Below are 22,879 nucleotides of genomic sequence, written 5' to 3'. Positions count from 1 at the left end.
TTGATTTGGGCAATATGTACAATGTTTTGTGATAAGATTATGGCAAAGGAGTGAAATCATTTGCTAACAATTAAAGATTTATTAGAAACTAAGGCTTTGGAGGGGATTAAAATTGTTGCGGGAGAGCAAGGCATTCACAATAAAATATCACTTGTGAACATCATCGAGAATCCCGATGCATTTGATTGGCTAACACCGAATGAATTATTATTAACAACCGGTTATATATTCCAAGATGATGAAGAGTTACAAAATAAAATTATCCAAGAACTATCTAAAGTCAATTGTGCGGGCCTCGTCATTAAAATGAGACGCTATCTACAAAAAACACCTCAAAACATGATCGATATTGCCAATCAATATGGATTACCTTTGTTGGAGTTACCTTATAACTACATCTTGTCCAAGGTCATATCGATCATTAATGAAAAGGCATCCGGCCGCTATGACTTATTAAATAGAAAATCATTGGATATGCACAACACATTGTTTAAAGTAGCGCTAGAAGGAGGGGGCATCGAATCGATTTCCTCAAAATTAGCCAAAACCATTAATAATCCTATTATCTTTTTAGACCAGGATTGGAATTTACTGCATTTCACTGATCTCGATGCCAATCCAGTACCACTTGCCTATGGCATCAACCTTAAAAAAAATCGTCCGACTTTTTCAAAGGATTTTATCGATTCCATTCCTAAGGATCTCAATGAGATGCAAAAATTGATTACAAGAAATTATCATTTAGAGGACCTTATTGTAAAATGTAGAATTCTTCCTGTAGCAGTAGCTAATTATATTTACGGCTATATAGTCATTTGGCAAACCGTTCATGATCTCAATGAATTTGATTACATTGTTTTAGAGCAAGCCTCCACGATCGTGGCATTAGAGAGGATTAAACAGAAGGAAATTGAGGACGTCCGACTAAAAATTAAACAGGAGTTTTTTGATGATTTATTAACGGGAAAAATCACATCCAGCGAGACGCTTCAAACGCTCTGTGACCTCCATGGATTAAATATCAATTATAAATATTACTGCATTGTAATTTCTATGATCCGTGATAACGTGCAGGATCATCATGATTTAATTTCTCGAAAGTACGAATCTGATAATATTGCAAAAAAATGTATGAATTTAATCTATAAACACTCTAGTACCATCAATGGTGAAATTACATGTCTTTATCGAAATCATCAAATTATCGTGTTGGTGGGACAACAAGAAGGTAAGCAAGATATGACTGTTAATGAAACGAAACGATATGCTGAGGAAATTTTGCAATTATTAAGTCAGTATCAAGCAGAAACTTCCTTTTTAATTGGTATTGGGAAAGAATATAAACAAATTCGTTACGTTCATAAAAGCTTTGCCGAGGCTCACGAAGCTCTCCGTCTCATGCACCGATTTGAAGAAAGCGGAGCTGTGGCCCATTTTGCCGATCACTCCATCTATCACTTTTTAGATTCGAATATTAATGAGGTTCAATTAAAAGATTTTTTCTTAGAGAGCTTAGGGGCTGTCTTTGAGCACGATTTATTACATGGGACAAGCTATTTAATTACGTTAGAAAATTACTTTATTTATCATATGAATATTAGTGAAACCGCTAAGGAAATGTTTATTCATCGCAATACTTTAATTTACCGTATCGAAAAAATTAAAGAGATTTTAAAGACCGATTTAAAAAGCTATGAGGAACTATTACAAATACAATTAGCTCTAAGAATTTATCGACTACTAGGTAAGTCTTTATACCATGATGAGTTTGCTGACTAGTCCTATTTAAAAGGTGATGATGATTTGCACATCACCTTTTATTTCATTTCATATTCAGTTCATAAACACATGCTATAGTAAAAGCCATAGGAACGACATACGTTGTTTGACGATATTGAAGGAGGCTATTTCTTTGCAAGAGACATCAAAAGAAACTACTAAAAAACCAGATTGGCGACGTTTTATACAATTAGTAAAACGAGCTGAACCACCTATTTGGCTCCTAGTTATAGCTTTAATTATGAGTTTAGCAACTACGGGCGTAGGTTTTATCGTCCCATTATTTACAAAACAATTAGTGGACGGCTTTTCATTAGAATCACTTAATTATTGGCAGATCATTTTGCTTGGTATTGCTTTTATCGCCCAAGCCATTGCAAGTGGATTATCTATCTATTATTTAAATCGTGTAGGTCACCATGTAGTAGCAAAATTACGGGATCAACTTTGGCGCAAGCTGCTGCATTTACCAATCCCCTATTATGATGAAAACGATACTGGCGAAACATTAAGCCGTGTAACAAATGATACAGCGGTCGTAAAGGAGCTCATTACAGAGCATCTAGCGAACTGTTTATCGGGTGTTATTTCCATCATCGGTTCCATTATTATTCTCTTATTCCTAGATTGGAAAATGACTTTAGTGATGTTAATCGCTGTTCCACTAGCGATGGTTATTTTAATGCTTCTAGGAAAACGCATGTTTGTCATTTCTAAAGGGATGCAAGATGAAACCGCTAAGTTTACTTCGGTATTAAACCAAGTTTTACCTGAAACACGTTTGGTTAAAGCTTCTAATGCGGAGCAAGTAGAATATGAGCGTGGGAAAAAGGGCATTACGAATCTCTTTAACTTTGGCCTAAAAGAAGCAAAAATCCATGCTCTTATTTCACCATTAATTTCATTCGTTCTGATGTCGGTTCTCGTCGCTATTATTGGCTATGGTGGCGTGCGCGTTTCCTCTGGTGAGCTGACAGCTGGTGATATGGTGGCATTTATTTTATATTTAATCCAAATCATCATGCCAATGACACAATTAACGATGTTCTTTACGCAACTTCAAAAAGCAATGGGTGCCACTGAACGCATTAGTGCCTTACTGGACCATGAGGAGGAACATATTGAAGAAGGCATTACTGTTGAAAAAATAGATCAGCCAATTTATGTTAATAATGTTGACTTTTCATATGGTGAGGAGCCGATTTTATCCGATATTAACTTCACAATAGAGCCAGGCAAAGTAACGGCCATTGTAGGTCCAAGTGGTGGCGGTAAAACAACCACATTCTCCCTGTTAGAACGATATTACCAACCAACTAACGGTAATATTACACTAGGAGAAACGCCTATTGAGACATTTTCACTTCACTCTTGGCGCAGTCAAATTGGCTATGTTGCGCAAGAAAGTGCTTTGCTGTCAGGAACGATTCGAGAAAATATTTGCTATGGTGTTGACCGTGAAGTGCAGGATGATGAGCTAGAAAGAGTGGCTAAAATGGCTTATGCTGAACAATTTATTAACGATCTTCCCGATAAGTTTGACACCGAAGTAGGCGAAAGAGGCATCAAGCTTTCAGGAGGACAACGTCAGCGTATTTCTATTGCAAGAGCGCTACTACGGAATCCGCAAATTTTAATGCTCGATGAAGCTACATCAAGTTTAGATAGTAAGTCAGAAATTTATGTACAAAAAGCGTTAGATAATTTAATGCAAGGTCGCACAACTTTAGTCATTGCTCACCGCCTATCAACGGTAGTCGATGCCGATCAAATACTATTTGTAGAAAAAGGACATATTACAGGTTGTGGTACACATGAGACACTCTTTGAGACGCATGCCATGTATCGTGAGTTTGCCAAGCAGCAATTACGAATTAAAGAGGACTAACGAAGGGAATTGTTTAGATGACCAAACTGTTAATGGTAGATGATGATGCCCATATTCGAGAATTAGTAAAAGTATTTCTACAAAATGAAGGTCTAGAGGTTATTGAAGCGACGGACGGTGTCGATGCACTGTCCAAGTTAACCTATGAAAAGGTAGATATGGTTATCATGGATATCATGATGCCAAACATGGATGGGTGGACTTTATGTGAGGAAATTCGTTCATATAATACTGATCTCCCTATTCTCATGCTTACTGCTAAAGGAGAAACTGCTCAAAAGGTCAAGGGTTTCCATTTAGGGACAGATGATTATTTGGTAAAACCTTTTGAACCTGCCGAGCTAATTGTGCGTGTAAAATCGATATTAAAACGATATCGTATTGCGCTCTCTCAAGTAGTAGAAGCAGGCAATGTTAAACTCGATCGACATACACATGAAGTTGATCTGAACGGAGAAATCATTGTCCTTCGTTTAAAGGAATTCGAACTATTATTTACATTAGCGAGCTATGTGGGCAAAACATTTTCTCGCGAACAATTGATTGAAGAAATTTGGGGCTATGATTATGAAGGAGACGAACGCACAGTAGACGTCCATATTAAAAGAATACGTGAGCGTTTTCCTCAGGAGATTAGTGGCTTTGCCATCCGTACCATTCGAGGTCTTGGCTACCGCTTGGAACTAGCATTATGAGAAAACGAAAATTCTTTGTTAGAATTTTATTTGTTCTATTCCTCTTTCTCATTACAAATACTCTATTTGCTTTTATTTCTTATCATGCAACAGGATGGTTATATGGTCAGTTAGGTACAGAACCCCATGATTTTTGGCAGCAATTAGGCACTGTCCTTGGCGTTTTTGTACTCTTTGCCTGTTCGGCCGCTATTATCTTCTTAATTGGGCTCAATCGACAACGGAATTACTGGGACGCTATTGTTGAAGCATTAAGACAAATGGCAAAAGGGGATTTTAATATCCAATTAGATGTAAAAGGCAATGAGGAGGACCAATTTGGCCAATTAATCCATGGCATTAATCATATGGCTGTTGAATTAGGTGAGCTTGAAAGGATGCGACAAGAATTTATTTCAAACGTCTCCCATGAGATCCAATCACCTTTAACGTCTATTAATGGCTTTGCGAAGGCTCTTAAGAACATTCATCTGCCTGAAGAAAAGCGTCAACATTACTTAGAAATTATTGAATTGGAAAGTAATCGGTTATCAAAGATTAGTGATAATTTGCTGAAGCTGACTTCCTTAGAATCTCAGCATCATCCATTTGAAACTACAACCTATCGGCTGGATAAACAATTGCGGAATGTCATACTGGCTCTTGAACCAAATTGGGTAGCTAAACAACTGGACTTCGATGTCCAACTGGACAATATAACTATTACTGCAGATGAAGATTTATTGAATCAAGTTTGGATGAATTTGCTAACGAATAGCATTAAATTCACATCCGACAGAGGTACAATCACGTTAACTATGACGCAGCATCTCGATACCGTTACCATCATTGTGCAAGATACTGGTATTGGGCTATCGGAAGAGCAGCAAATGCATATATTTGAACGATTTTATAAGGCCGACCAATCACGGACTGCCACAAACGGAGGAAGTGGTCTCGGTTTAGCCATCGTCAAAAAAATTATTGATATGCACAACGGTACTATTGCCGTCGAAAGCAAGCTTGGAGAATTTACAGCCTTCTCGATTACATTGCCCATCGATACTACAGAAACTCGTGCAAACGTCTAAGGATGTCTGCACGAGTTTTTTTATTAGTATGCAACCTTTCTAAAATACTGATAAACTTTGTTCAGCTTTCGCTGTTGCTGCCCTTTTTTACTTTCCATGTTTCCAAACTCAAAAAACTTCACTTTCTTCATTCCTACATAACTAAATAACGCTCTTTTCATCAAAATTTTATGAGCATTATTCAGCCATAGCAGTGGATATTTGGTTGGCCCCTTCATCGTGGACACACAAACAACCGACTTTCCTTTTAAGAGTCCTTCTGGAAATAATCCCTTTGTATCCCGATACGCAAAATTCGATGCAAATAATTGATCAATATAGCCTAACAGCATAGCAGGCGGTCTCCCCCACCATATTGGATAAACAAATACAATTTGATCTGCCCATGTCAGCTGTTGACGGTACTTTTCCAGTTGCGGATCACGATACATATCCCGACGTCGTTTATGCTCATGGAAAATTAAACGAGGATCGAATTCTTCTTCATATAAATCTAGTAACTGTATCTCATCAATGGCAGGATTCTCTTGACACCCCTTCATTACTTCCTGTAAAAATGCATAATTTAAGCTCTTATGGTTTGGATATGTATAGACAATTAACGTTTTCATACTACGCCTCCACTACTTATCATTTGATAACTAAATAATAATTGATTTGTTTTTTGTTGTCAAATGATAATTGTTTTAAGACAAGTTATTTGTTATCTTGACAATAAGAGGTGATCCAATTGGATAAAAGCAGTTTATTTCATCAATTCGTAACGTTTACAGCCAATGTCCACCAAGTGACACACGAGCTGACACAAAACGTGACCGTTGCCAATATAACACCGCTTCAATATAAAATTCTTGAATATATTAAAGTAAGTCAGCCCGTCACGCCTACCGAAATAAGCGAATGTCAGCATATGTCCTTACCCAACACAAGTCGTGAATTGCGAAAATTACAAGACCAAAACCTCATTGAAAAATGGAACGACACGGAGGACCGCAGAAAGCAGTATATTCGCTTGTCTATGGAGGGAGATAAAATGATGGAGGAGGCCTTTGCATGCATCGAGGAACGTTTTCTACAGCTTATTCAACATGCGACACAGGATGATATAAAAGATATTCAACATGCCCTATCTATCCTTGAACAAAAGGTCTTTCAACAAAAAGATTAACATGTGCTGCTTCAATGGTTCTGATTTATCAGCCATTGAAGCAGCACTAGTTTTCAAAACAATTGTCATTATTTTAATGCCGCTCCTCCCTTGCTCAAAACAATTCAAATTAAGCAAGACTCTACCATTCATACCATCCATTGAGTGATTAATAATCGATCCTTATATCCTTACATATTCATCATGATTTCGTAACCCATTAGCTTTTTCTTTAATAGAATAAAGGTGTATAGAAGGAGGAGACTCAAGTGAACGTAGGAGTATTTGATAGGAAGTGGATTGAGGAACATTTGGACACCCTTCCAATTTGGCAACAGTCTGCCTACACAGATTTTGCCGCCACAATTGCCGATGAAGAAAATACCTTTCCATGTGTACCTGCAAGAATGGGGTTTTTATCGAACCATTTGCGCTATAGTTTTATCGGAGATCCACGGAAGGAGCCATCCATTCATGAGCTAGCACAATGTTTAAAGGAATTCGCAAAATCCTCCCAAACTTTTGGTAAATATACGACACTCACTGTTTTCTTTCATAGCCCTCAGGATATGCTCGCTCAATATAAAGTTGAGGATTATCAGCAATTATTTTGGACCATTCTTAACCAATTAACTAAAATCGACGCTCTCGATTGGCCTGAAGAAATACCAACTGACCCTGCCCACAATGAATGGGAGTTTTGTTTTAACGGTGAGCCCTATTTTATCTCCTGTGCAACACCCGCACACAAATTGCGCAGGAGTCGCCATTTTTCTACTTTGCTCATGGCCATTCAACCACGCTGGATTTTTGAAGAAATAAACGACTTTACTGCATTCGGGCGAAAATTAAAGAAGCTCATCCGTCAACGCATTGCCAATTATGATGCACTCCCAGGGCATCCGGATTTAAAATGGTACGGACAAGAAGATAGTTATGAATGGAAGCAATATTTTTTAAGTGATGATAATCAAAGTCCGTCCAAATGCCCGTTCTTACGGAGGCTACAAAACTAACGTCCATTAGGCTTCCTTATGACTTTGCCTTTTCACAACAATCCAGGTTGCAATCCCTATGAGGACAATAAAAAGCAGGCTCACGAAAAAACCGAGTCTGCTTGTTTTTTCTCCTAACGTACCAGATACCGTAACAGCAATGAGCAGCATTCCCAACCCATTTTTCACATGCTCCCACTTAGATAACTCCATCAGCTTCCTATATGTCACTAAAATAAACAGCCAATTATAGATCAACATTAAACCCGCTGCTGTCATCAAATATTCAAAGATTTTTTCTGGCATGAGAAAGCCAATAACAATTGTTATGACTAAGCCACAAGTTAAAAAAATAAAGGCAGGAATAGGCACTTTCCTTTTCCCTTTCTTCGCTAATATTTTTGGTGCATCGTGATCCTCTGCAAGTGTAATAAGAATTGTAATCACCGCATAGAGTGAAGCTACCATTGTTGAAAATCCAGCAATGATTAAAACACCATTAAAAATATCCGCCACAAAGGGAATGTGATAACCTTGAAGAGCTGTAATAAAAGGACTCTCATCAATCGTAAAGTCTTTCCAAGAGACAAGCGCTAACGCAAGGGCAATCGCCATTAAAAAAATGATGGTAATAACAACTAACATTATTCTTCCTGCTTTTGGTGCTTCTTTTGGGTTTTTTAAATCAATGACCATTAACCCCATTACTTCAATGCCTCCATAGGCGTAAAAGGCATACAATAGCCCGAGCCAAATTCCTTTTATACCTTGTGAGAAAAACTGTTCATAATTTGCATAGAGTGAATCCAAAGTTGATGCTTGTGAGCCTTTCAGGAGGATTACAACAGCTACGATAATAAACATCACAATTGCTGCCGCCTTTAATGCCCCAAAGATGTTTTGGAAGTTTTCAAAACCCTTCATGCCTGTGAGAATCACGACTAGCCCTATAGCAGCATAGATAGAGGCCGCAACCCATAATGGCAATGACGGAAACCAAAACTTCGTAAAAATACCGAGTGCCATGAGCTGACTCCCCATAATTAGAATCTCCGAAATTAAATAGACCCAACCATTACTAAATCCTGCCCACCTCCCAAATGCTTGTTTAGCATAAGTACGAAATGAGCCTTTATCAGGATTTTCAACAGACATTTTAACAAGTGCATCATAAACAATATACGTACAAATGGCCGCTAATAAAAAAGGAATTAACACAGCCGGTCCACTTTTATGAATGGCCATACTTGTCCCAAGAAAGAAACCCGTTCCTAATGTACAGCCAATACCGAGAAGCGAAAGTTGCCACCAAGACAACCTGCCCTTACTTGTATTTGATGTCATGTAATCAACCCTTCACTACTTTCTTACTAAAGGCAATGTCATGCATCGAATGCCTCCCCCACCTTTTTCAAGCTCTGTAACGTCCACTTCCAGTAATTTCTTTTTACTTAATAATGGATGCTTTAATAACTCCTGTTTAGATGCCTGCTTACTGATTACTAACGTTTCTGGATCAAGATTAATCAAGTTAATGTCCGGAATGGTTTTATAGGTTTCGAGCCAGTAAACATCAAAGCCATGCCGCTTTAAAAATGATTCTGGCATATCAAAATGACTGCCTTGAGCTGTGAACACCTGTACAGGAAAATAACGCACAAAGCTTTTAGCAATCATTAAGTTATGATGTACAACATTACAATTCATATCTAAATGAAGCGTATCATTGCCCTTCGGTAAATCAATGACCGCAATTTCTGAAAATCCTTGTTGAAAGAAGCGTTCCTTCAAGCTTTCAACAGCCTCTATTGAAGTTCTCATCCCTAGATTCATGAGGACTGCATCCTTATTTAATAGCATCACATCCCCACACTCAAGTGATTGAGAAGGCTGTGCTTTACTAATAAATTGTTCAGAAAACCACTTGGCTAAAATAGCATGAGCATGTGGATACTCAGGGCGCCTTAATGAGCTTCCTGCATTTCCAGGTAAAAGCTGCTGGCCCACAACACAGGCTAGATCGCGCACAAAATAACGATTAATGAGCTGCTCACTTAACAGCTGCTGATCATTTGATAATTCTTCGGCATAATCGATCACTCTTACCCCAGCGTTTTCAAGCATTGTCTTCAATGCCAGAAAATTTTCCATAGCTTTATGATGGTTGACAGGCTCACTCCACCCAACCTGCTCGGCTATTTTCGAATCTGTTACATCAACTTTCGAAGGTGCACAAAGCATGACCACCTTTAGTTCCTCATGCTCCGACCAACAATTTACTCGAAATGAGTCCATCCTTATTCTCCCCTTCTGCTTGTCGTTCTCTGCTAGCGTTACCATTGAAAGGAGAATTATACAATACGATCAGTCACAGACAATGCTATGATTTGAATCGTCGTTTCATTGAACCATATGTAGCTCAAATAAAATTTAGAGAGAACGGCAAAGGCTCTCTCTCATTACGTAAAATATTCTAATTTTGCATGTGGAAAGAACTTTTTCATATAGCCATATAAATGTTCCTTAATATCTTCTTCCTCTTCTTTTTGATAAATGTATTTACCTATTCCATATTTCCCCCATTTATACCTTCTCACGGTTTCGTCAAGTTCCAGCTTTGTCATCGGATAGTTTTTTTCAATCACACGTTTAGCTGGCTTCGTAAAACGATGCTGGATAAATTCAAATGTAATATCTTCACGTACATCCTTTGGCAATTCAGCATCTAACCGCTCAAACATTTGGTAATAGCCTTCCTGCCACCCATCGTGTAGATAGATGGGGGCGACGATGAAACCGAGCGGATAGCCAGCCCTTGCCACCTTACCAGCCGCCTCAATTCTTTTTGCTAATGGAGAAGTTCCTGGCTCAAAATGTTTAATAACATAATCTGCATTGACGCTAAAACGGAATCTTGTCTTACCATTATGTTTAGCATCCAATAGGTGATCCACATGATGGAACTTCGTCACAAATCGTAATTGACCTAACTCACTTTGTCCAAAATGCTCAATAGCACGTTTCAATGTATGTGTGAGATGGTCAATCCCTACAATATCGGACGTACAGGATGCCTCAAAACGTGTAATGTCAGGAGCTCGTTCAGCCATATAATGATCAGCCTGCTCCAATATTTCATCCACATTGACATAAGTACGAATATAAGGTTTGCTCCCCATCGTTGTTTGTAAATAACAATAATGGCAATGGCCCATACAGCCAGTAGCAAATGGAATAGCATATTCAGCGGAGGGCTTGGATGTATCAAACTTTAACGTTTTCCGAATGCCTACTACCAAAGTAGATTTCGCTACGCGATACTTTTGAAAATCATTGTCTCCAGGGAGATTTCTTACTTGATTATGCGAAGTGGTATAACGTATTTCGATCCCCATCTGCTCAAACTTTTCTTTTAACTCCTGACCTAACGGATAATGGAGCGCATCAGGCTCAAAATAGACGAGCTGAGGGATAAACGGTTTATTCATCGTAATCCTCCCTCATTGAAAATACTGATGGTAGGCTTGCTCAGCCGCCATTTCGCTTGAAAAAATTAACATGTCTTGCGTTATCGGGTAATAGGTTTCAAATAGAAATACGGCTAGCTCTTCTGGTTGCTCTGGATGATAAACTACCGCGGCTTCCTGTATATTCGCTACATCCTGAATATGAGGATTCCGATAAAAAATATAAACGATATCTCCGACATTATATGGTTGTTGCATCTTTTCACCTTCCTCTGTCTTTCTGTTAGTGTGGTGAAATGGTTAGAGAAATATGTCATAAAAAATTTTTTATGTAATATACATAAATTTATGTGACCCTATCTTCAAATCTAGGAAAATAGGATAATACAGAATTTTTTAACTATTTGGTATAATCAAGAAAAGGAGGAAGATATATGATCAAACAATCCATTATTGAAAATGTCCTTGAAGCCGCGCTAGCAACTGGTGGGGACTTTTCAGAAATTTTTATAGAGGATAAATATGTCAATGACTTTGTCTTACAAAGCGGCAAGATTGAACAAAGTATTACTGGGCGTGATTTCGGAATCGGCATCCGTATTTTTTCAGGACTTCAGAGCATTTATACGTATACCAATGATTTTTCTGAGAAAGGTTTACTTGCAGCGGCAGAGCGTGCAGCCCTAGCCATCAAAGGCGGTGAATCGGGTACCATTCACCCTCTTCATAAAGAGATTATCACTCCTATTCATCAAATTCGCCGCATGCCTCATACAGTGGAGCACGCAAGTAAAACAGCTGTCATGCGACAAGCAGATTCTATTGCCAGACAATACGATCCCAGAATTCACCAGATAAAAGTTCGATATCTAGATGAACAACAAAATGTACTGATTGCAAATTCAGAGGGTAAATTTGTTGAGGATACGCGTGTTCACAGTAGACTTAGTATGCAAGCGACAGCTACAGAAGGTACTGAAGTACAAACGGGCTTCTATGGACCAGGTGCACATGCAGGCTTTGAATTTATTGAAAAGCTAGACCTAAACCATTATGCAGGTGAAGCTGCACGTATCGCGGTTACAATGCTTCATGCAGATGAATGTCCAAGCGGTAAATTCCCTGTCATTATTGATAATGAATTTGGTGGTGTCATTTTCCATGAGGCTTGTGGACATGGCTTAGAAGCAACTGCTGTTGCCAAAAATAATTCCGTGTTCGCCAACCGTATCGGTGAAAGAGTCGCTCCTGAAATTGTTACATATATTGATGATGGTACACTTCCGAACGAGTGGGGCTCATTAAATATTGATGACGAGGGAGAAAAAACTAGGAAGAACATTTTAATTGAAAATGGTATTTTAAAGGGATACTTAATTGATAAATTTAATGCTCGCCGTATGGGTGCACAGCCAACAGGCTCTTCTCGTCGACAATCCTATCGATTTAACCCTACATCCCGTATGACAAATACGTATATCGCCCCAGGCACATCTACGCCAGCCGATATTATCGCATCGACAGAGTATGGTATTTACGCAAAGTATATGGGAGGTGGACAGGTTTCCCCTTCTACTGGTGATTATAATTTTGCGGTAATGGAGGCCTATATCGTCAAAGACGGAAAAATCGAACGCCCTGTACGTGGCGCAACACTCATTGGAAATGGCGCAAAAACATTGCAGCTCGTTGATCGAGTGGGTAATAATCTCGCTCATGGAGCTGGTATGTGTGGCTCTCTAAGTGGGAGTCTTCCTGTCAATGTAGGTCAGCCAATGATTCGCGTAAGTGAAATAACAGTTGGTGGAACGAAGGGGGAATAATGGATGAACATTGCTAAATACCAGGAAAAACTATTAGACAAGGCGCAAGAAGCTGGTTTTATAGAAGCTGAGGTTTATTATGAACAAAATAAATCGATCCGATGCATGCTCTACAAGGGCGAGATTGATAGCTACGAAACGTCTGAGGACGGAGGTCTAAGCCTACGAGGACTTTACAACGGAAAAATGGGCTATTCCTATACGGAAAAGCTAGACGATGATTCAATTCCCTTTTTAATTAATAGCGCTAAAGCAAATGCAAACATACTTGATGAGGGTGAGGGCATAGCTATTTTTGATGGCAGCTCTGAATACCCATCTTATGAATATTACAATGAAGAATTAGAGACTATCGGAATTCCAGAAAAAATAGAGCTTCTTCGTTCCATCGAGGAAAAGATTCGTGCATACGATTCACGCATTATTGCTCTTGATTATTGTTTCCTGCAAGAATATACAGCTGAACGCTCATTAGTGAATAGCAAAAATCTTGCCTTAACACATAAGGAGAACGGCTTCGTGATTTTCCTCTCCACAGTTGTAAAAGAAGGTGAAGAAATGAAAACAGGCCATTATTTGAAAATGACACGTGATTTTCATTCTCTGCAGGCTGATGATATTGCAAAGGAAGCAGCTGAGGAAGCTCTTGCGAATTTAGGCGAAAAATCGATTCCGGGTGGTAAATATCCAATCATTCTTCGCTCTGATGCATCAGCCTCATTATTAGAAACTTTTATGCCGATACTGTCAGCTGAAAATGCTCAAAAAGATCAATCTCTACTAAAAGGAAAAGTCGGGCAAAAAGTGGCATCAGGAGCCGTTACATTGCTGAGTACTCCATTCCATCCCGCCGCATTGTCTGGAGCAAGCTTTGATGGTGAGGGTGTTGCAACAAAAGAGCAGGAAATTATTTTAGAAGGTACACTCCAAACACTTCTGCATAATAGAAAAACGGCTAAAAAAGATAACTGTGAAACAACCGGGCATGCCCATAAAGATTCCTACAAGGGAGCCTTAACGATTGCGCCCCAAATTTTATATATTTCATCTGGTGAGAAATCTCTAGACAGGTTAATTCACTCAGTTAGTAATGGTGTATTTATTACTCAATTGTCTGGTCTTCACTCTGGTACGAATACGGTTACAGGTGATTTTTCAGTTGCTGCAAAAGGGTTTCATATTGAAAATGGTAAAATCGCCTCTCCTGTTAAGCAAATGACAATAGCTGGTAATTTTTTCGAGTTCCTACATGATATTAAAGAAACTAGCTCTGAGCTTTACTTCCTACCAAAAGGATATGGCTCCTCATCTTTACTTGTAAAGGAATTATCAGTTACAGTGGAATAACACCAAAAAGTAAGCCATTCTAATTTCTCGGCAGTTCTTTTTTCTATAGTCACCAACCTCTCATTCAGTGGAAGTGACTATGGGTAAGAGAGTTGCCTTCTTTAATTTTATAAAGATCAGTGTAATCATCTACTTTAGTCGATCCTCCTCCCTAAAAAATACCGCTCCACAGCCACTAATGGTTAAATTTTCTTTTAGAGGTAAAATGGTGAAACTTTTAGACCTTTGATACGTTAAATTAGTTGTCATGCTGCGTCAGTCATATGGCATGTAGAAGGGTGGAATTTATGAAAAAAATATGGACTTTATTTTTTGCAGCAATGCTTATTGTACCGCTATTGCTGCAGCCGGCAACCGCACAAGCGGCAAAAGCCATCACAATTACTGTGGACGGGGTTCAATTGAAGACCGATCAGCCGCCAGCGATGATTCAAGGGCGTGTTATGCTGCCACTTAGAGCAATCTTTGAGGCATTGGGTGCCACTGTAAATTGGGATTCAAGGAGTCAAACGGTAACAGGGTTTAAAGGAGATACAACAGTAGTTCTCAGGATGAAATCGAAGGTAGCAACTATTAATGGCCAATCGGTTACACTTGATGTACCAGCACAAATTTTAAGAGGCAGAACAATGGTACCAGTCCGCTTCGTAAGTGAAGCGCTTGGTCAGGAAGTTGACTGGAACTCAAGAAATCAGACCGTAACGATTATATCTGACGAAACCCCAAGCAATATTAGTATTTCTCCTGCGAGCAATGTATCCGTTCGCGATGTCAATGATCAGGGAGATGGGCGTGACATGGAGGTTAGCTTTTCCAGATCGTCTACAGAATCATACGTCGATCATTATCGGGTAATGGTTTTGAAGGCTTCAAAGAGCTTCAATTTGGCATCTGCCTTGAAAGTCTCCCCTTCTAATTATTCAGTGGTGTCTACATCAGGTTCGAACCGTGCTGTTACTTTAACGCAGAATTCAAGAGATGTGGACGGAGACTATATTAGAAATGATCAGCCATATGTGGTTCGTATACTTGCTGTTGGGAAAGGTTCTTATTCTAGCGTTTTATCGAGTTCTTCTCCAAAGATTACCTTAACCAATTTGTCTTCAGTAACAGAGGTAACAAGTGTGAAGATTAGCGATATTAACGATTTTGGTGATGGACGCGATGTCTCTGTTAGCTTCACTCGTCCGCAAAATGATAACAATATTGCCAATTATCGTGTGTTTATCGTAAAGACCAAGGATGCTAGCAATTTTAATCTCACTACTGCCAATAGTCTATCAAGCAGCTACTATACAACAGTGAATAAATCGGGAAGTAACGGCAGTATTTTGACAGGAACATTGTCTTCCACAGCACGTGATACTTCTGGTGATCTCATTAAAAATAACGTACCTTATACAGCGGTCGTTCTGTCTGTAAGTAATTCGAATTCAGTAGGAAACAAGCTGTCGTCTGGCTCATCATCAGTAACACTAGGCCAAAATACAATGTCTACTCCGGTTATTACACAAGTGAATGATGTGAATGACTTTGGGGATGGACGCGATCTGAGTGTTAGCTTCAATAAAGTGTCCGATGAATCTACTATCGGCGCTTACCGAATTTTTGTTGTAAGAGCTAATAACTATTCGGACTTTACATTGTCGAAGGCGAATAGTTTAGGTAACACTTATTACACACAAGTGAACAAGACAGGCTACAATATTACTCAGGTGCTTTCTTCTGGAGCAAGAGATACTGACGGGTATGCCATTCAGAATGGAGTTAGCTATCGTGTATTCGTTATGGCCGTAACAAATAACTCTGCGAATAACGTGTTGTCTCCTGTCTCCAATCCGATTTCGCTATTTAGCAGCAATTTGGGTGCAGTAACGAATCTCAATGTTAGCGATATAAGTGATTATGGTAACGGGCGTGACCTCTTTGTCTCTTTCAATAAAGCTGTAGACGAGTCAAAAATTAGTCATTATCGGATTTTAGTTGTACCAACATCAAATTACACTAATTTTAGTCTAACGGAAGCAAATAATGTTTCTAGCAACAATTACACGACTGTCTACACATCTGGAAAATCCACGTATGAGCAGGCGTTAGCTGAAAATGCTCGAGATGTGCGCGGAAATGCAATCAAAGAAGGCACTAGCTACCAAATTTATGTTTTAACTGTAGTGAATGGAAGCTCCGTTGGAAACAATGCACTATCTGCGCCGACATCTACAATGACGCTAACTAAGAACTTTAATGTGCAAGCTGTAACCAATCTGAATGTTGCAGATATAGATGACAATGGAGATGGCCGTGATGTGCAAGTAACATTTACGAAGCCTTTTGAAGAATCAAATGTCAATCATTATCGAATTCTAATCGTACCGACAGCCTACTACAGTAGCTTTAATCTTTCACAAGCCAATAGTAGTACTTATTACATCACAGAAAACAAAGGTGGGAATATTGCTACAACTAGAACGTTGGATGGGATTAGGGATGTGCGTGGTAATTATGTTACAGAAGGAACTAGCTATCGCGTCTATGTACTGACTGTATCCAATGGAAATACTCCAAATACCTATGCCCTGTCCTCTGCTTCGCCTGTGATTACACTTAGTAAGAGTAAAGGGGTTCAAGCGGTAAGTAATATTACTGTAAGCGATATTGGTGATTATGGAGATGGTCGAGATTTACAAATATCGTTCGCGAAGCCTTCTGATGAATCAAATATAGCTAGTTACCGCATTCTTGTCGTACCTGCATCAAAAGCAAATGGCTTTGATGTGAACGCAGCTAGTAAAGTCACTAATTATACAGATATAAATAAAGGCCAATATAGTATGAGTTTGGGAACTGGTAGTAGAGATATAGATGGAAGACTTATCACAAATGGTGAAGAATATCGTGTGTATATCTTGTCCGTAGGTAATGGAAATTCCAAGGCAATGTATAACTTATCCAACCCATCTTCTTCTATTACTTTAGTGGAGCGTTTAGCACCTGTAACGATAGAGAAAGTGCAATTGAGTGTTCAAGGGGACAAAAATAAGTATTCCGATATTACAGTTAGCTTCGATGTCAAAAACGGACAAAATGTAACGGAATATAGAGTGTTTATGTTACCTAAAAATGAAGCAGATAGTTTCAAAGAAAGTGATGCCATGAACAATACTAATAGTACAAGAATTTATCAGAATGGTCTCTCCAATGTGAGTCAAAGTCTAAACATAGATTCGGATGCATTTGGTAAGCCACTCACGACTTCCACAGAATATGTGGCTAAGGTTTTAGCTGTAGTAAAAGGAAATTATATACTATCAAATACGTCCATTAATTCAGTGCTGCTTATGGCAAAACCTGATAATACTAATGGTGAGACGTCAAAAGAAGCTCCAGTTAACCAATAAACAAATAGTTTATATAGAAGGGACTCCCAATGGGAGTCCCTTTTTGCTGTATGGATAATGCTAGGATCATTCAATTATTTAGACAAATCTATTTTTTTATTTAATAAGTAAACTGTCAGTCCACCAACAGTCATAGACAATAATTCTCCAATCCCCACTGTGAACCATGTAGCCCAAAAAGGGAGGTCATAAAGAATGGTTAATTGCCCAGCAACCGTAAACATAGATACAGCAAATATTAGTGCTGTCACAACCATTTTTCCAATGTCATGGGCGATATGCTTTGTAATACTCCTACAAAGTAATAAGACTAGGAAGGTGGCAATCCCACCAATCGGCACATCTACTATCCATGTGGGCGACATGAAATTTGCAAGTATAACGCCTAACGTCACTGCTACTACATAGCGCTTATTGTACAATGCCAGATAATTAAACATTTCTGACAAACGTAGCTGAACAGCGCCAAAGCTAATGACTGACAATAAAACCGTTACAGCAACATAGAGAGCTGCAACAAGTGCCGTCTTTGTCAGTTCACTTGCTGACATAAGACTTGAATCTTTTACAGTCGAAGTATTCAATTCTATTCTCCTTTGTAAAATAGCTAATCGCTATTTTAGTAATAACTACGACCAAAGGACGAGAGCTTAGCGCCCTATCTGAAGTGCCGTAGTGCAAGCAATTTTACTTACTTGCGTATTATAGCAGAAGAATATCTGAATGAACAATGCTACTTGGTCAACCAGCCGCCATCGATCGGCAAGACAGTGCCATGCATATAATCTGCTGCTGAGCTTGCTAAAAATAAGGTTAGATTTGCCACCTCTTGAGGTTGTGCCCAGCGACCAGCTGGCGTTTCCTCTGCCACCCAGTTCGCCATTTCCCCATCTCCTTCAAAATCTGCCTGATTCATCGGAGTTTGAATGGCTCCAGGAGCAATTGCATTTGCCCGTATTCCCGCTCTACAGTAATCTAAAGCTAGCTGCTTCGTGTAGCCAACAATGGCATGCTTAGAAGCTGTGTAGGCTGCTCCTCCACCACCAGCAACAAGTCCAGCAATCGAAGCCATATTGACAATCGTACCAGCTCCTCGTGCAACCATATGAGGCAAGATTCTATTTGTCACAAAAAACGTTCCTTTGACATTGGTGTTCATAATTTTATCCCACAGTGCCTCGTCCGTATCAAGCGTTTTTGCAAAGCCATCTAAAATACCTGCTGTATTACATAAAATATCAATTTGTGTAAATGAAGAAATAGCAGCTTCGTACGACTGTTCCACATCTTGTTGGCTACAAACACTTCCTACCATATAGGCAAAATGCTCCGGATATTGCTGCTGTAATTGGACTAACCCTCGTACCTCTATATCAAAACCAAATACATACGCGCCATTTTCTAAAAATCCAAGTGCTTGAGCATATCCAATACCTGATGCTGCCCCTGTAATGAAAACAGTTTTATTTTTATATTCTTCGAACTTCATAACAAGTCTCCTTACAAAAAGAAGCCACCTCAAAATTGAGATGACTTCTCATATTATTATTCAACGACAATCCAATCTTCTGCTAATAAATCACATACTGTAGGCGTGAACATTGTGTAGCCTTCTCCGCGTACATTAATCAAAAAATAAGGGTTTAAAGTCTCACCATCGTGTTGGCTTTGACCAACTAGCTTCACATATAGTTCAGCACCGCCCCAACCTTCACGAATACCTTTATCTCCTGCTTTAAAACGTGGTAATATTTCTTCAAATGTCATGTCTTTCATCCTCTATTCCCATCCATTATCGCATTAGTATACTGGATTTTAGTTAGGTTGACAACTATGGTTAGCATTGCTTTTTCATCTGTACCTGCTCTGTCGTCACCTTTAGTCCATTTTCCACTAAATAGCTCGTGGCTGGACTGCTAGCTAAGAAATTAACGGCTGTTATATTCACCTTATGAGCTGTCACACTGGCTAAGAAGCGCGGCAGTAATTGGATATTACTCTCTTCTACTACTTCCAATTGATAAAGAATGACCTGCTCCAACTCACCCTGTTTATCCCATGCTGTTTTATATAACATATAGCCCAGCACATCATTTGCTTCGTTATAGAAAACCCTAGCCTCTCCCTGCTTAACGCTATGCCAGCTACATTGCCAAGGAACATCTTCCTGATAAAACGGCACATGAGGTAATTGCTCTGGGCGAATTATTTCTACTCGAATTGCTGATGTATGTTCTACCTTCGCCTCATATTCCCCACTTAAAAACTGAAGTTGATCAGTTATAACATAGCCATATTTTTCATACAAAGCAATCGCTACCGAATTTTCCTTTATTGCTTCCAGTGTGGCAATTTCAACATTTTCTCGTTCATAAATAGCTAGAGTTTCCTCCATTAATAATCGTGAAACGCCTTTCCCACGATAATTAGGCGAAATACCCGTTCCCCCATTCCAAGCTATTTTCTTGCCATCCATGTGACGAAAACCGTTCACGACAATACCAATTGGTTCATTATGGTCAAAAGCGACAATGGAGTGCTCAGCTGACAATCCTTCCCCAACAAGCCGCTGTAAAAACATCTCTGCTGTCATGTGGATTGGCACAAAGTATCCTTCAAAGCCTTTGTTCCACGCCCGTAATACTTCCTCTAATGTACATTGTGAAACTGTTTTAATATTCATCGTTTCCTCACCTCAAATGGAATCTAATTTTGCTAAATCTTCTAATGTCATTTTCCCCAAAACTTCATATCCTTGACCTAAGCCTTTAGGTTTTACAACAACCGTGCCCATATTCGAGATGTCCCCTAGTCCCACATTTTCTGGAAAACTATGACCAATCATTACTCTATTGATTCCCTCTGGAGGTTTCATTTCCAACATAGATTGAAAAGCCATTAAAATTGTATTTTGTTGAACATTCGAAAGATTTCCACCTAACATAAAGATCTCAAACAAAAAAGGGTCAATCTGTACTTGAACATTTGGAAAAGCCAACTGAGCTGTTTCAATCGTTCGACAGAAAGGACTTGCTGTGATAGGCGCAAGGATGGGAATTTGCCAATAACGTAACATTTGGCCATAATAAATAGCCTCATGACGGCCTTGTTCTGATAAATTTCTTTGATACTGACAACTTTGAAATAGACCATTAGCTTGATCTACACCAACTGTTGCAGTCCCATGTCTTGCATATAAAATAAGTCCTCCCTCTTTTAATAATTTCAGGAGATCCTTTTCCAATTCTTTCATCCCCTTCATTTTATCACTTTATTCTTTGTAATGTATGTCTTACAAATAGAAAAAAGCTCCCTATTTTTCAGAGAGATTTTTTCCTCTATATAGAAATAATGAAACTATCGATTTCCGCATGAGTCGCTGCTCCTCGTTCCCCTCAACTTTTATATACAGTACTTTATCTACAAATTTTGTCGAAAAGATTATATACGACTGGCACCTATTCTTTTTTTATGTGACCTTTGTTTTAGAAAATTTTTGAATTTTCCATGAGTATAGGAAATGAGACATAAAATGTGCTGTTTCACCTTTTTAGTTTACTTTCTTGTAAAGGATTATTAAACTAGTGTTTACGGTGTGTAATTTTAAAGTCATATTGATTTTGTGTTTTAATTTATGTAGGATAAACAAGCATTGTTTGGTTTACAAACAAAAAATAGAGTTAATTAATATTCTAGAATATTAATAGATGAGGAAGTCCCGAGTAATATGAAAAATCGAAAAATAAAGCTTATATTAATTCTATCCACAATTTTATTATGTTTGTTTACAAGTTTAAACATCATTACCTCCTATGTAAAAATTAAAAAGACCGTTGAAGAATCAATTGCTAATCAAAGTCTTGAGGCTGCTAATTCCATTGCTTCTTCCATCGATACAATTGCTTATCAGCAATTTTTGAATAATCCGCAAAAGAATGATTATTATTGGGAAGTAAGAAGTTACTTAAATGATGCAAGGGTAAAGCTAGGTGCATTATTTGTTTATACATTACAGGTGGATAATCCAAAAGTTTCAAAAGCAATGGTGATGGGTCTGCCAAGTGAACTAAAAAAAGGATTTGAAATAGGTGAGGTTTGTACTGTTCCAGCTAAACAAGTAGAAAAAGCCTATCATGGTGAAACCTATGTCACAGAGGTAATCCATGATTCAGTCCATGGTTCTTATTTATCTGTTGGTGCGCCAATTAAAGATGATACAGGCAAAATAATTGGTTACCTAGGCATTGATATAAGTGCAGATACATTGAATGGTATTAAAGGCAAAGTAATTGAAGATAACCTATTTATTTTTATTTTCAATGGTGTATTTATTTTAATTGTTGCTGGTTCTTTTTTATTTTTACAAAGATGGTACCAAAAAGAGGTAGCGAAGGAAGTAGGAGCTACAGAAGACACTTACCAAGCAGAGATCAAAACGTTGATTACTTCGGTGTCATCGTTACGTCATGATTTCACGAACCATATCCAAGTTTTACATGGCCTTTTACAGTTAGAAAAAACAGATCAAGCAAAACAATATTTAGCATCACTGTCTAAAGAAGTACAAGCGATTAAATCATTAAAATTAAATATTGACCATCCAGGTTTATCCATATTATTACAAACGAAAAAGCTAACAGCACAGAATCATAATATTGATATGGATTTTACCATCTCTCAGGGCGATTTTAATAAAATTAAAACGACCGATTTAATCAAGATTCTATCGAACTTAATTGACAATGCGATTGATGCTGCGAATGAATTGCCTGAGGGGCAACGTAAAATTATGATTTGTTGTCGAGCTGATGAAGGACAATATGAATTTAAAATTACGAATACAGGACCGAATATTGTAGACGCAAACCAAATCTTTAAACAAGGATTCTCTACGAAAAAGCATGAAAATGGTAAAATTCGAGGGCAAGGACTATTTATTGTGAAAGAAATTGTCCATAAATATCATGGAGATATTTCGATTGAATCATCGAAACACCTTGAAACGACTGCCATCGTCCATATTCCTTTTAAATAGCTACAAAATGTAGAGAGCTTTAGACAAACGCCATTGAGAAGATAACTCTCAATGGCGTTTGTTGTTCTTCTTCTCTTTCACATGCGTAGAAATAGAAGTTCAGCACTAAGGTTTCTTAAAAGTTGATTGGTACTAGGGGTAACAGCTCCTACGGAAATAGGAGAGAAACAGCTCCCCTCCCATAGTGGCAAGTTAATGTAAAAAAGACTGTAGACAATCTCTAATTTTTTTGAGC

General features: G+C 38.5%; 20 protein-coding genes. 10 read left to right on the top strand and 10 right to left on the bottom strand.

Annotated features, from left to right (window positions below; translation table 11 throughout):
• Positions 1-60: 60 nt before the first annotated feature.
• From MKY88_RS07645 to MKY88_RS07630, 4 genes are all read left to right on the top strand, one after another.
• Positions 61-1,779 carry a PucR family transcriptional regulator gene (locus tag MKY88_RS07645; protein ID WP_340813309.1) on the top strand — a complete coding sequence of 573 codons (1,719 nt, stop codon included), beginning with the start codon at positions 61-63 and terminating at the stop codon, positions 1,777-1,779.
• Positions 1,780-1,912: 133 nt separating this feature from the next.
• On the top strand, positions 1,913-3,667 hold the full coding sequence (locus MKY88_RS07640) for an ABC transporter ATP-binding protein (RefSeq protein WP_069480738.1): 1,755 nt from the start codon (positions 1,913-1,915) through the stop codon (positions 3,665-3,667).
• A gap of 17 nt (positions 3,668-3,684) precedes the next feature.
• On the top strand, positions 3,685-4,362 hold the full coding sequence (locus tag MKY88_RS07635) for a response regulator transcription factor (RefSeq protein WP_193831427.1): 678 nt from the start codon (positions 3,685-3,687) through the stop codon (positions 4,360-4,362).
• Complete coding sequence (locus MKY88_RS07630) at positions 4,359-5,432, top strand: sensor histidine kinase (RefSeq protein WP_193831426.1); 1,074 nt, start codon at positions 4,359-4,361, stop codon at positions 5,430-5,432. Before MKY88_RS07635 ends, MKY88_RS07630 begins: the two co-directional genes overlap by 4 nt.
• 23 nt (positions 5,433-5,455) lie before the next feature.
• Here MKY88_RS07630 and MKY88_RS07625 read toward each other — a convergent pair whose 3' ends face one another.
• Positions 5,456-6,043, bottom strand: coding sequence for an NAD(P)H-dependent oxidoreductase (locus tag MKY88_RS07625; protein WP_069480735.1), 588 nt, complete (start codon positions 6,041-6,043; stop codon positions 5,456-5,458).
• A gap of 119 nt (positions 6,044-6,162) precedes the next feature.
• Between MKY88_RS07625 and MKY88_RS07620 the strand changes: the two genes are divergently transcribed.
• Both MKY88_RS07620 and MKY88_RS07615 read left to right on the top strand, forming a co-directional pair.
• Complete coding sequence (locus MKY88_RS07620) at positions 6,163-6,600, top strand: MarR family winged helix-turn-helix transcriptional regulator (protein ID WP_193831424.1); 438 nt, start codon at positions 6,163-6,165, stop codon at positions 6,598-6,600.
• Between the two features lie 248 nt (positions 6,601-6,848).
• Positions 6,849-7,595 (top strand): YqcI/YcgG family protein, encoded by a 747-nt coding sequence (locus MKY88_RS07615; RefSeq protein WP_340813306.1) that lies wholly within the window; start codon positions 6,849-6,851, stop codon positions 7,593-7,595.
• A 6-nt stretch (positions 7,596-7,601) separates the two neighbouring features.
• On the opposite strand, the gene MKY88_RS07610 is transcribed toward MKY88_RS07615, so the two are convergent.
• The 4 genes from MKY88_RS07610 to MKY88_RS07595 all read right to left on the bottom strand — a co-directional run bounded on the left by MKY88_RS07610 (position 7,602) and on the right by MKY88_RS07595 (position 11,299).
• Positions 7,602-8,918 carry an amino acid permease gene (locus tag MKY88_RS07610; RefSeq protein WP_340813305.1) on the bottom strand — a complete coding sequence of 439 codons (1,317 nt, stop codon included), beginning with the start codon at positions 8,916-8,918 and terminating at the stop codon, positions 7,602-7,604.
• 15 nt (positions 8,919-8,933) lie between these two features.
• Entirely contained in the window at positions 8,934-9,869 is a 936-nt protein-coding gene (locus MKY88_RS07605) for an arginine deiminase family protein (protein WP_340813304.1), read from the bottom strand.
• A 164-nt stretch (positions 9,870-10,033) separates the two neighbouring features.
• Positions 10,034-11,062, bottom strand: coding sequence for a spore photoproduct lyase (gene splB, locus MKY88_RS07600; protein WP_069480730.1), 1,029 nt, complete (start codon positions 11,060-11,062; stop codon positions 10,034-10,036).
• 12 nt (positions 11,063-11,074) lie between these two features.
• Entirely contained in the window at positions 11,075-11,299 is a 225-nt protein-coding gene (locus tag MKY88_RS07595; protein ID WP_069480729.1) for a transcriptional regulator SplA domain-containing protein, read from the bottom strand.
• A gap of 176 nt (positions 11,300-11,475) precedes the next feature.
• Between MKY88_RS07595 and MKY88_RS07590 the strand changes: the two genes are divergently transcribed.
• From MKY88_RS07590 to MKY88_RS07580, 3 genes are all read left to right on the top strand, one after another.
• Entirely contained in the window at positions 11,476-12,864 is a 1,389-nt protein-coding gene (locus tag MKY88_RS07590; RefSeq protein WP_340813302.1) for a TldD/PmbA family protein, read from the top strand.
• A gap of 3 nt (positions 12,865-12,867) precedes the next feature.
• Complete coding sequence (locus MKY88_RS07585; protein WP_340813301.1) at positions 12,868-14,211, top strand: TldD/PmbA family protein; 1,344 nt, start codon at positions 12,868-12,870, stop codon at positions 14,209-14,211.
• A gap of 287 nt (positions 14,212-14,498) precedes the next feature.
• A complete protein-coding gene (locus MKY88_RS07580) occupies positions 14,499-17,609 on the top strand; it encodes a copper amine oxidase N-terminal domain-containing protein (protein ID WP_340813300.1) in 3,111 nt (1,036 codons plus the stop codon).
• A 74-nt stretch (positions 17,610-17,683) separates the two neighbouring features.
• Here MKY88_RS07580 and MKY88_RS07575 read toward each other — a convergent pair whose 3' ends face one another.
• From MKY88_RS07575 to MKY88_RS07555, 5 genes are all read right to left on the bottom strand, one after another.
• Positions 17,684-18,193: a QueT transporter family protein gene (locus MKY88_RS07575; RefSeq protein WP_340813299.1), complete on the bottom strand. Its 510-nt coding sequence runs from the start codon at positions 18,191-18,193 to the stop codon at positions 17,684-17,686.
• Positions 18,194-18,342: 149 nt separating this feature from the next.
• A complete protein-coding gene (locus tag MKY88_RS07570) occupies positions 18,343-19,098 on the bottom strand; it encodes a 3-oxoacyl-ACP reductase (RefSeq protein ID WP_069480725.1) in 756 nt (251 codons plus the stop codon).
• 56 nt (positions 19,099-19,154) lie between these two features.
• The gene (locus MKY88_RS07565) at positions 19,155-19,376 is read right to left on the bottom strand and encodes a DUF2829 domain-containing protein (RefSeq protein WP_328202337.1); all 222 of its coding nucleotides are present in this window, start codon (positions 19,374-19,376) and stop codon (positions 19,155-19,157) included.
• 70 nt (positions 19,377-19,446) lie between these two features.
• Entirely contained in the window at positions 19,447-20,292 is an 846-nt protein-coding gene (locus MKY88_RS07560) for a GNAT family N-acetyltransferase (protein ID WP_340813298.1), read from the bottom strand.
• 12 nt (positions 20,293-20,304) lie between these two features.
• The gene (locus MKY88_RS07555; protein ID WP_340813297.1) at positions 20,305-20,853 is read right to left on the bottom strand and encodes a histidine phosphatase family protein; all 549 of its coding nucleotides are present in this window, start codon (positions 20,851-20,853) and stop codon (positions 20,305-20,307) included.
• Between the two features lie 483 nt (positions 20,854-21,336).
• Between MKY88_RS07555 and MKY88_RS07550 the strand changes: the two genes are divergently transcribed.
• Entirely contained in the window at positions 21,337-22,644 is a 1,308-nt protein-coding gene (locus MKY88_RS07550) for an ATP-binding protein (protein ID WP_193831414.1), read from the top strand.
• Positions 22,645-22,879 lie beyond the last annotated feature (235 nt).

This window comes from Lysinibacillus sp. FSL R7-0073 (assembly GCF_038009065.1).
GTDB classification, from domain to species: domain Bacteria; phylum Bacillota; class Bacilli; order Bacillales_A; family Planococcaceae; genus Lysinibacillus; species Lysinibacillus fusiformis.
Note: the sequence above shows the minus strand (reverse complement) of the source record. Positions and strands in the feature narration are given on the sequence as shown.

Coding starts and splice junctions, on each gene's coding strand:
- MKY88_RS07635 (WP_193831427.1), top strand. CDS start 3,685: ATGACCAAACTGTTAATGGTAGATGATGATGCCCATATTCGAGAATTA.
- MKY88_RS07630 (WP_193831426.1), top strand. CDS start 4,359: ATGAGAAAACGAAAATTCTTTGTTAGAATTTTATTTGTTCTATTCCTC.
- MKY88_RS07625 (WP_069480735.1), bottom strand. CDS start 6,043: ATGAAAACGTTAATTGTCTATACATATCCAAACCATAAGAGCTTAAAT.
- MKY88_RS07610 (WP_340813305.1), bottom strand. CDS start 8,918: ATGACATCAAATACAAGTAAGGGCAGGTTGTCTTGGTGGCAACTTTCG.
- MKY88_RS07605 (WP_340813304.1), bottom strand. CDS start 9,869: ATGGACTCATTTCGAGTAAATTGTTGGTCGGAGCATGAGGAACTAAAG.
- splB (WP_069480730.1), bottom strand. CDS start 11,062: ATGAATAAACCGTTTATCCCTCAGCTCGTCTATTTTGAGCCTGATGCG.
- MKY88_RS07595 (WP_069480729.1), bottom strand. CDS start 11,299: ATGCAACAACCATATAATGTCGGAGATATCGTTTATATTTTTTATCGG.
- MKY88_RS07590 (WP_340813302.1), top strand. CDS start 11,476: ATGATCAAACAATCCATTATTGAAAATGTCCTTGAAGCCGCGCTAGCA.
- MKY88_RS07585 (WP_340813301.1), top strand. CDS start 12,868: ATGAACATTGCTAAATACCAGGAAAAACTATTAGACAAGGCGCAAGAA.
- MKY88_RS07580 (WP_340813300.1), top strand. CDS start 14,499: ATGAAAAAAATATGGACTTTATTTTTTGCAGCAATGCTTATTGTACCG.
- MKY88_RS07570 (WP_069480725.1), bottom strand. CDS start 19,098: ATGAAGTTCGAAGAATATAAAAATAAAACTGTTTTCATTACAGGGGCA.
- MKY88_RS07565 (WP_328202337.1), bottom strand. CDS start 19,376: ATGACATTTGAAGAAATATTACCACGTTTTAAAGCAGGAGATAAAGGT.
- MKY88_RS07560 (WP_340813298.1), bottom strand. CDS start 20,292: ATGAATATTAAAACAGTTTCACAATGTACATTAGAGGAAGTATTACGG.
- MKY88_RS07550 (WP_193831414.1), top strand. CDS start 21,337: ATGAAAAATCGAAAAATAAAGCTTATATTAATTCTATCCACAATTTTA.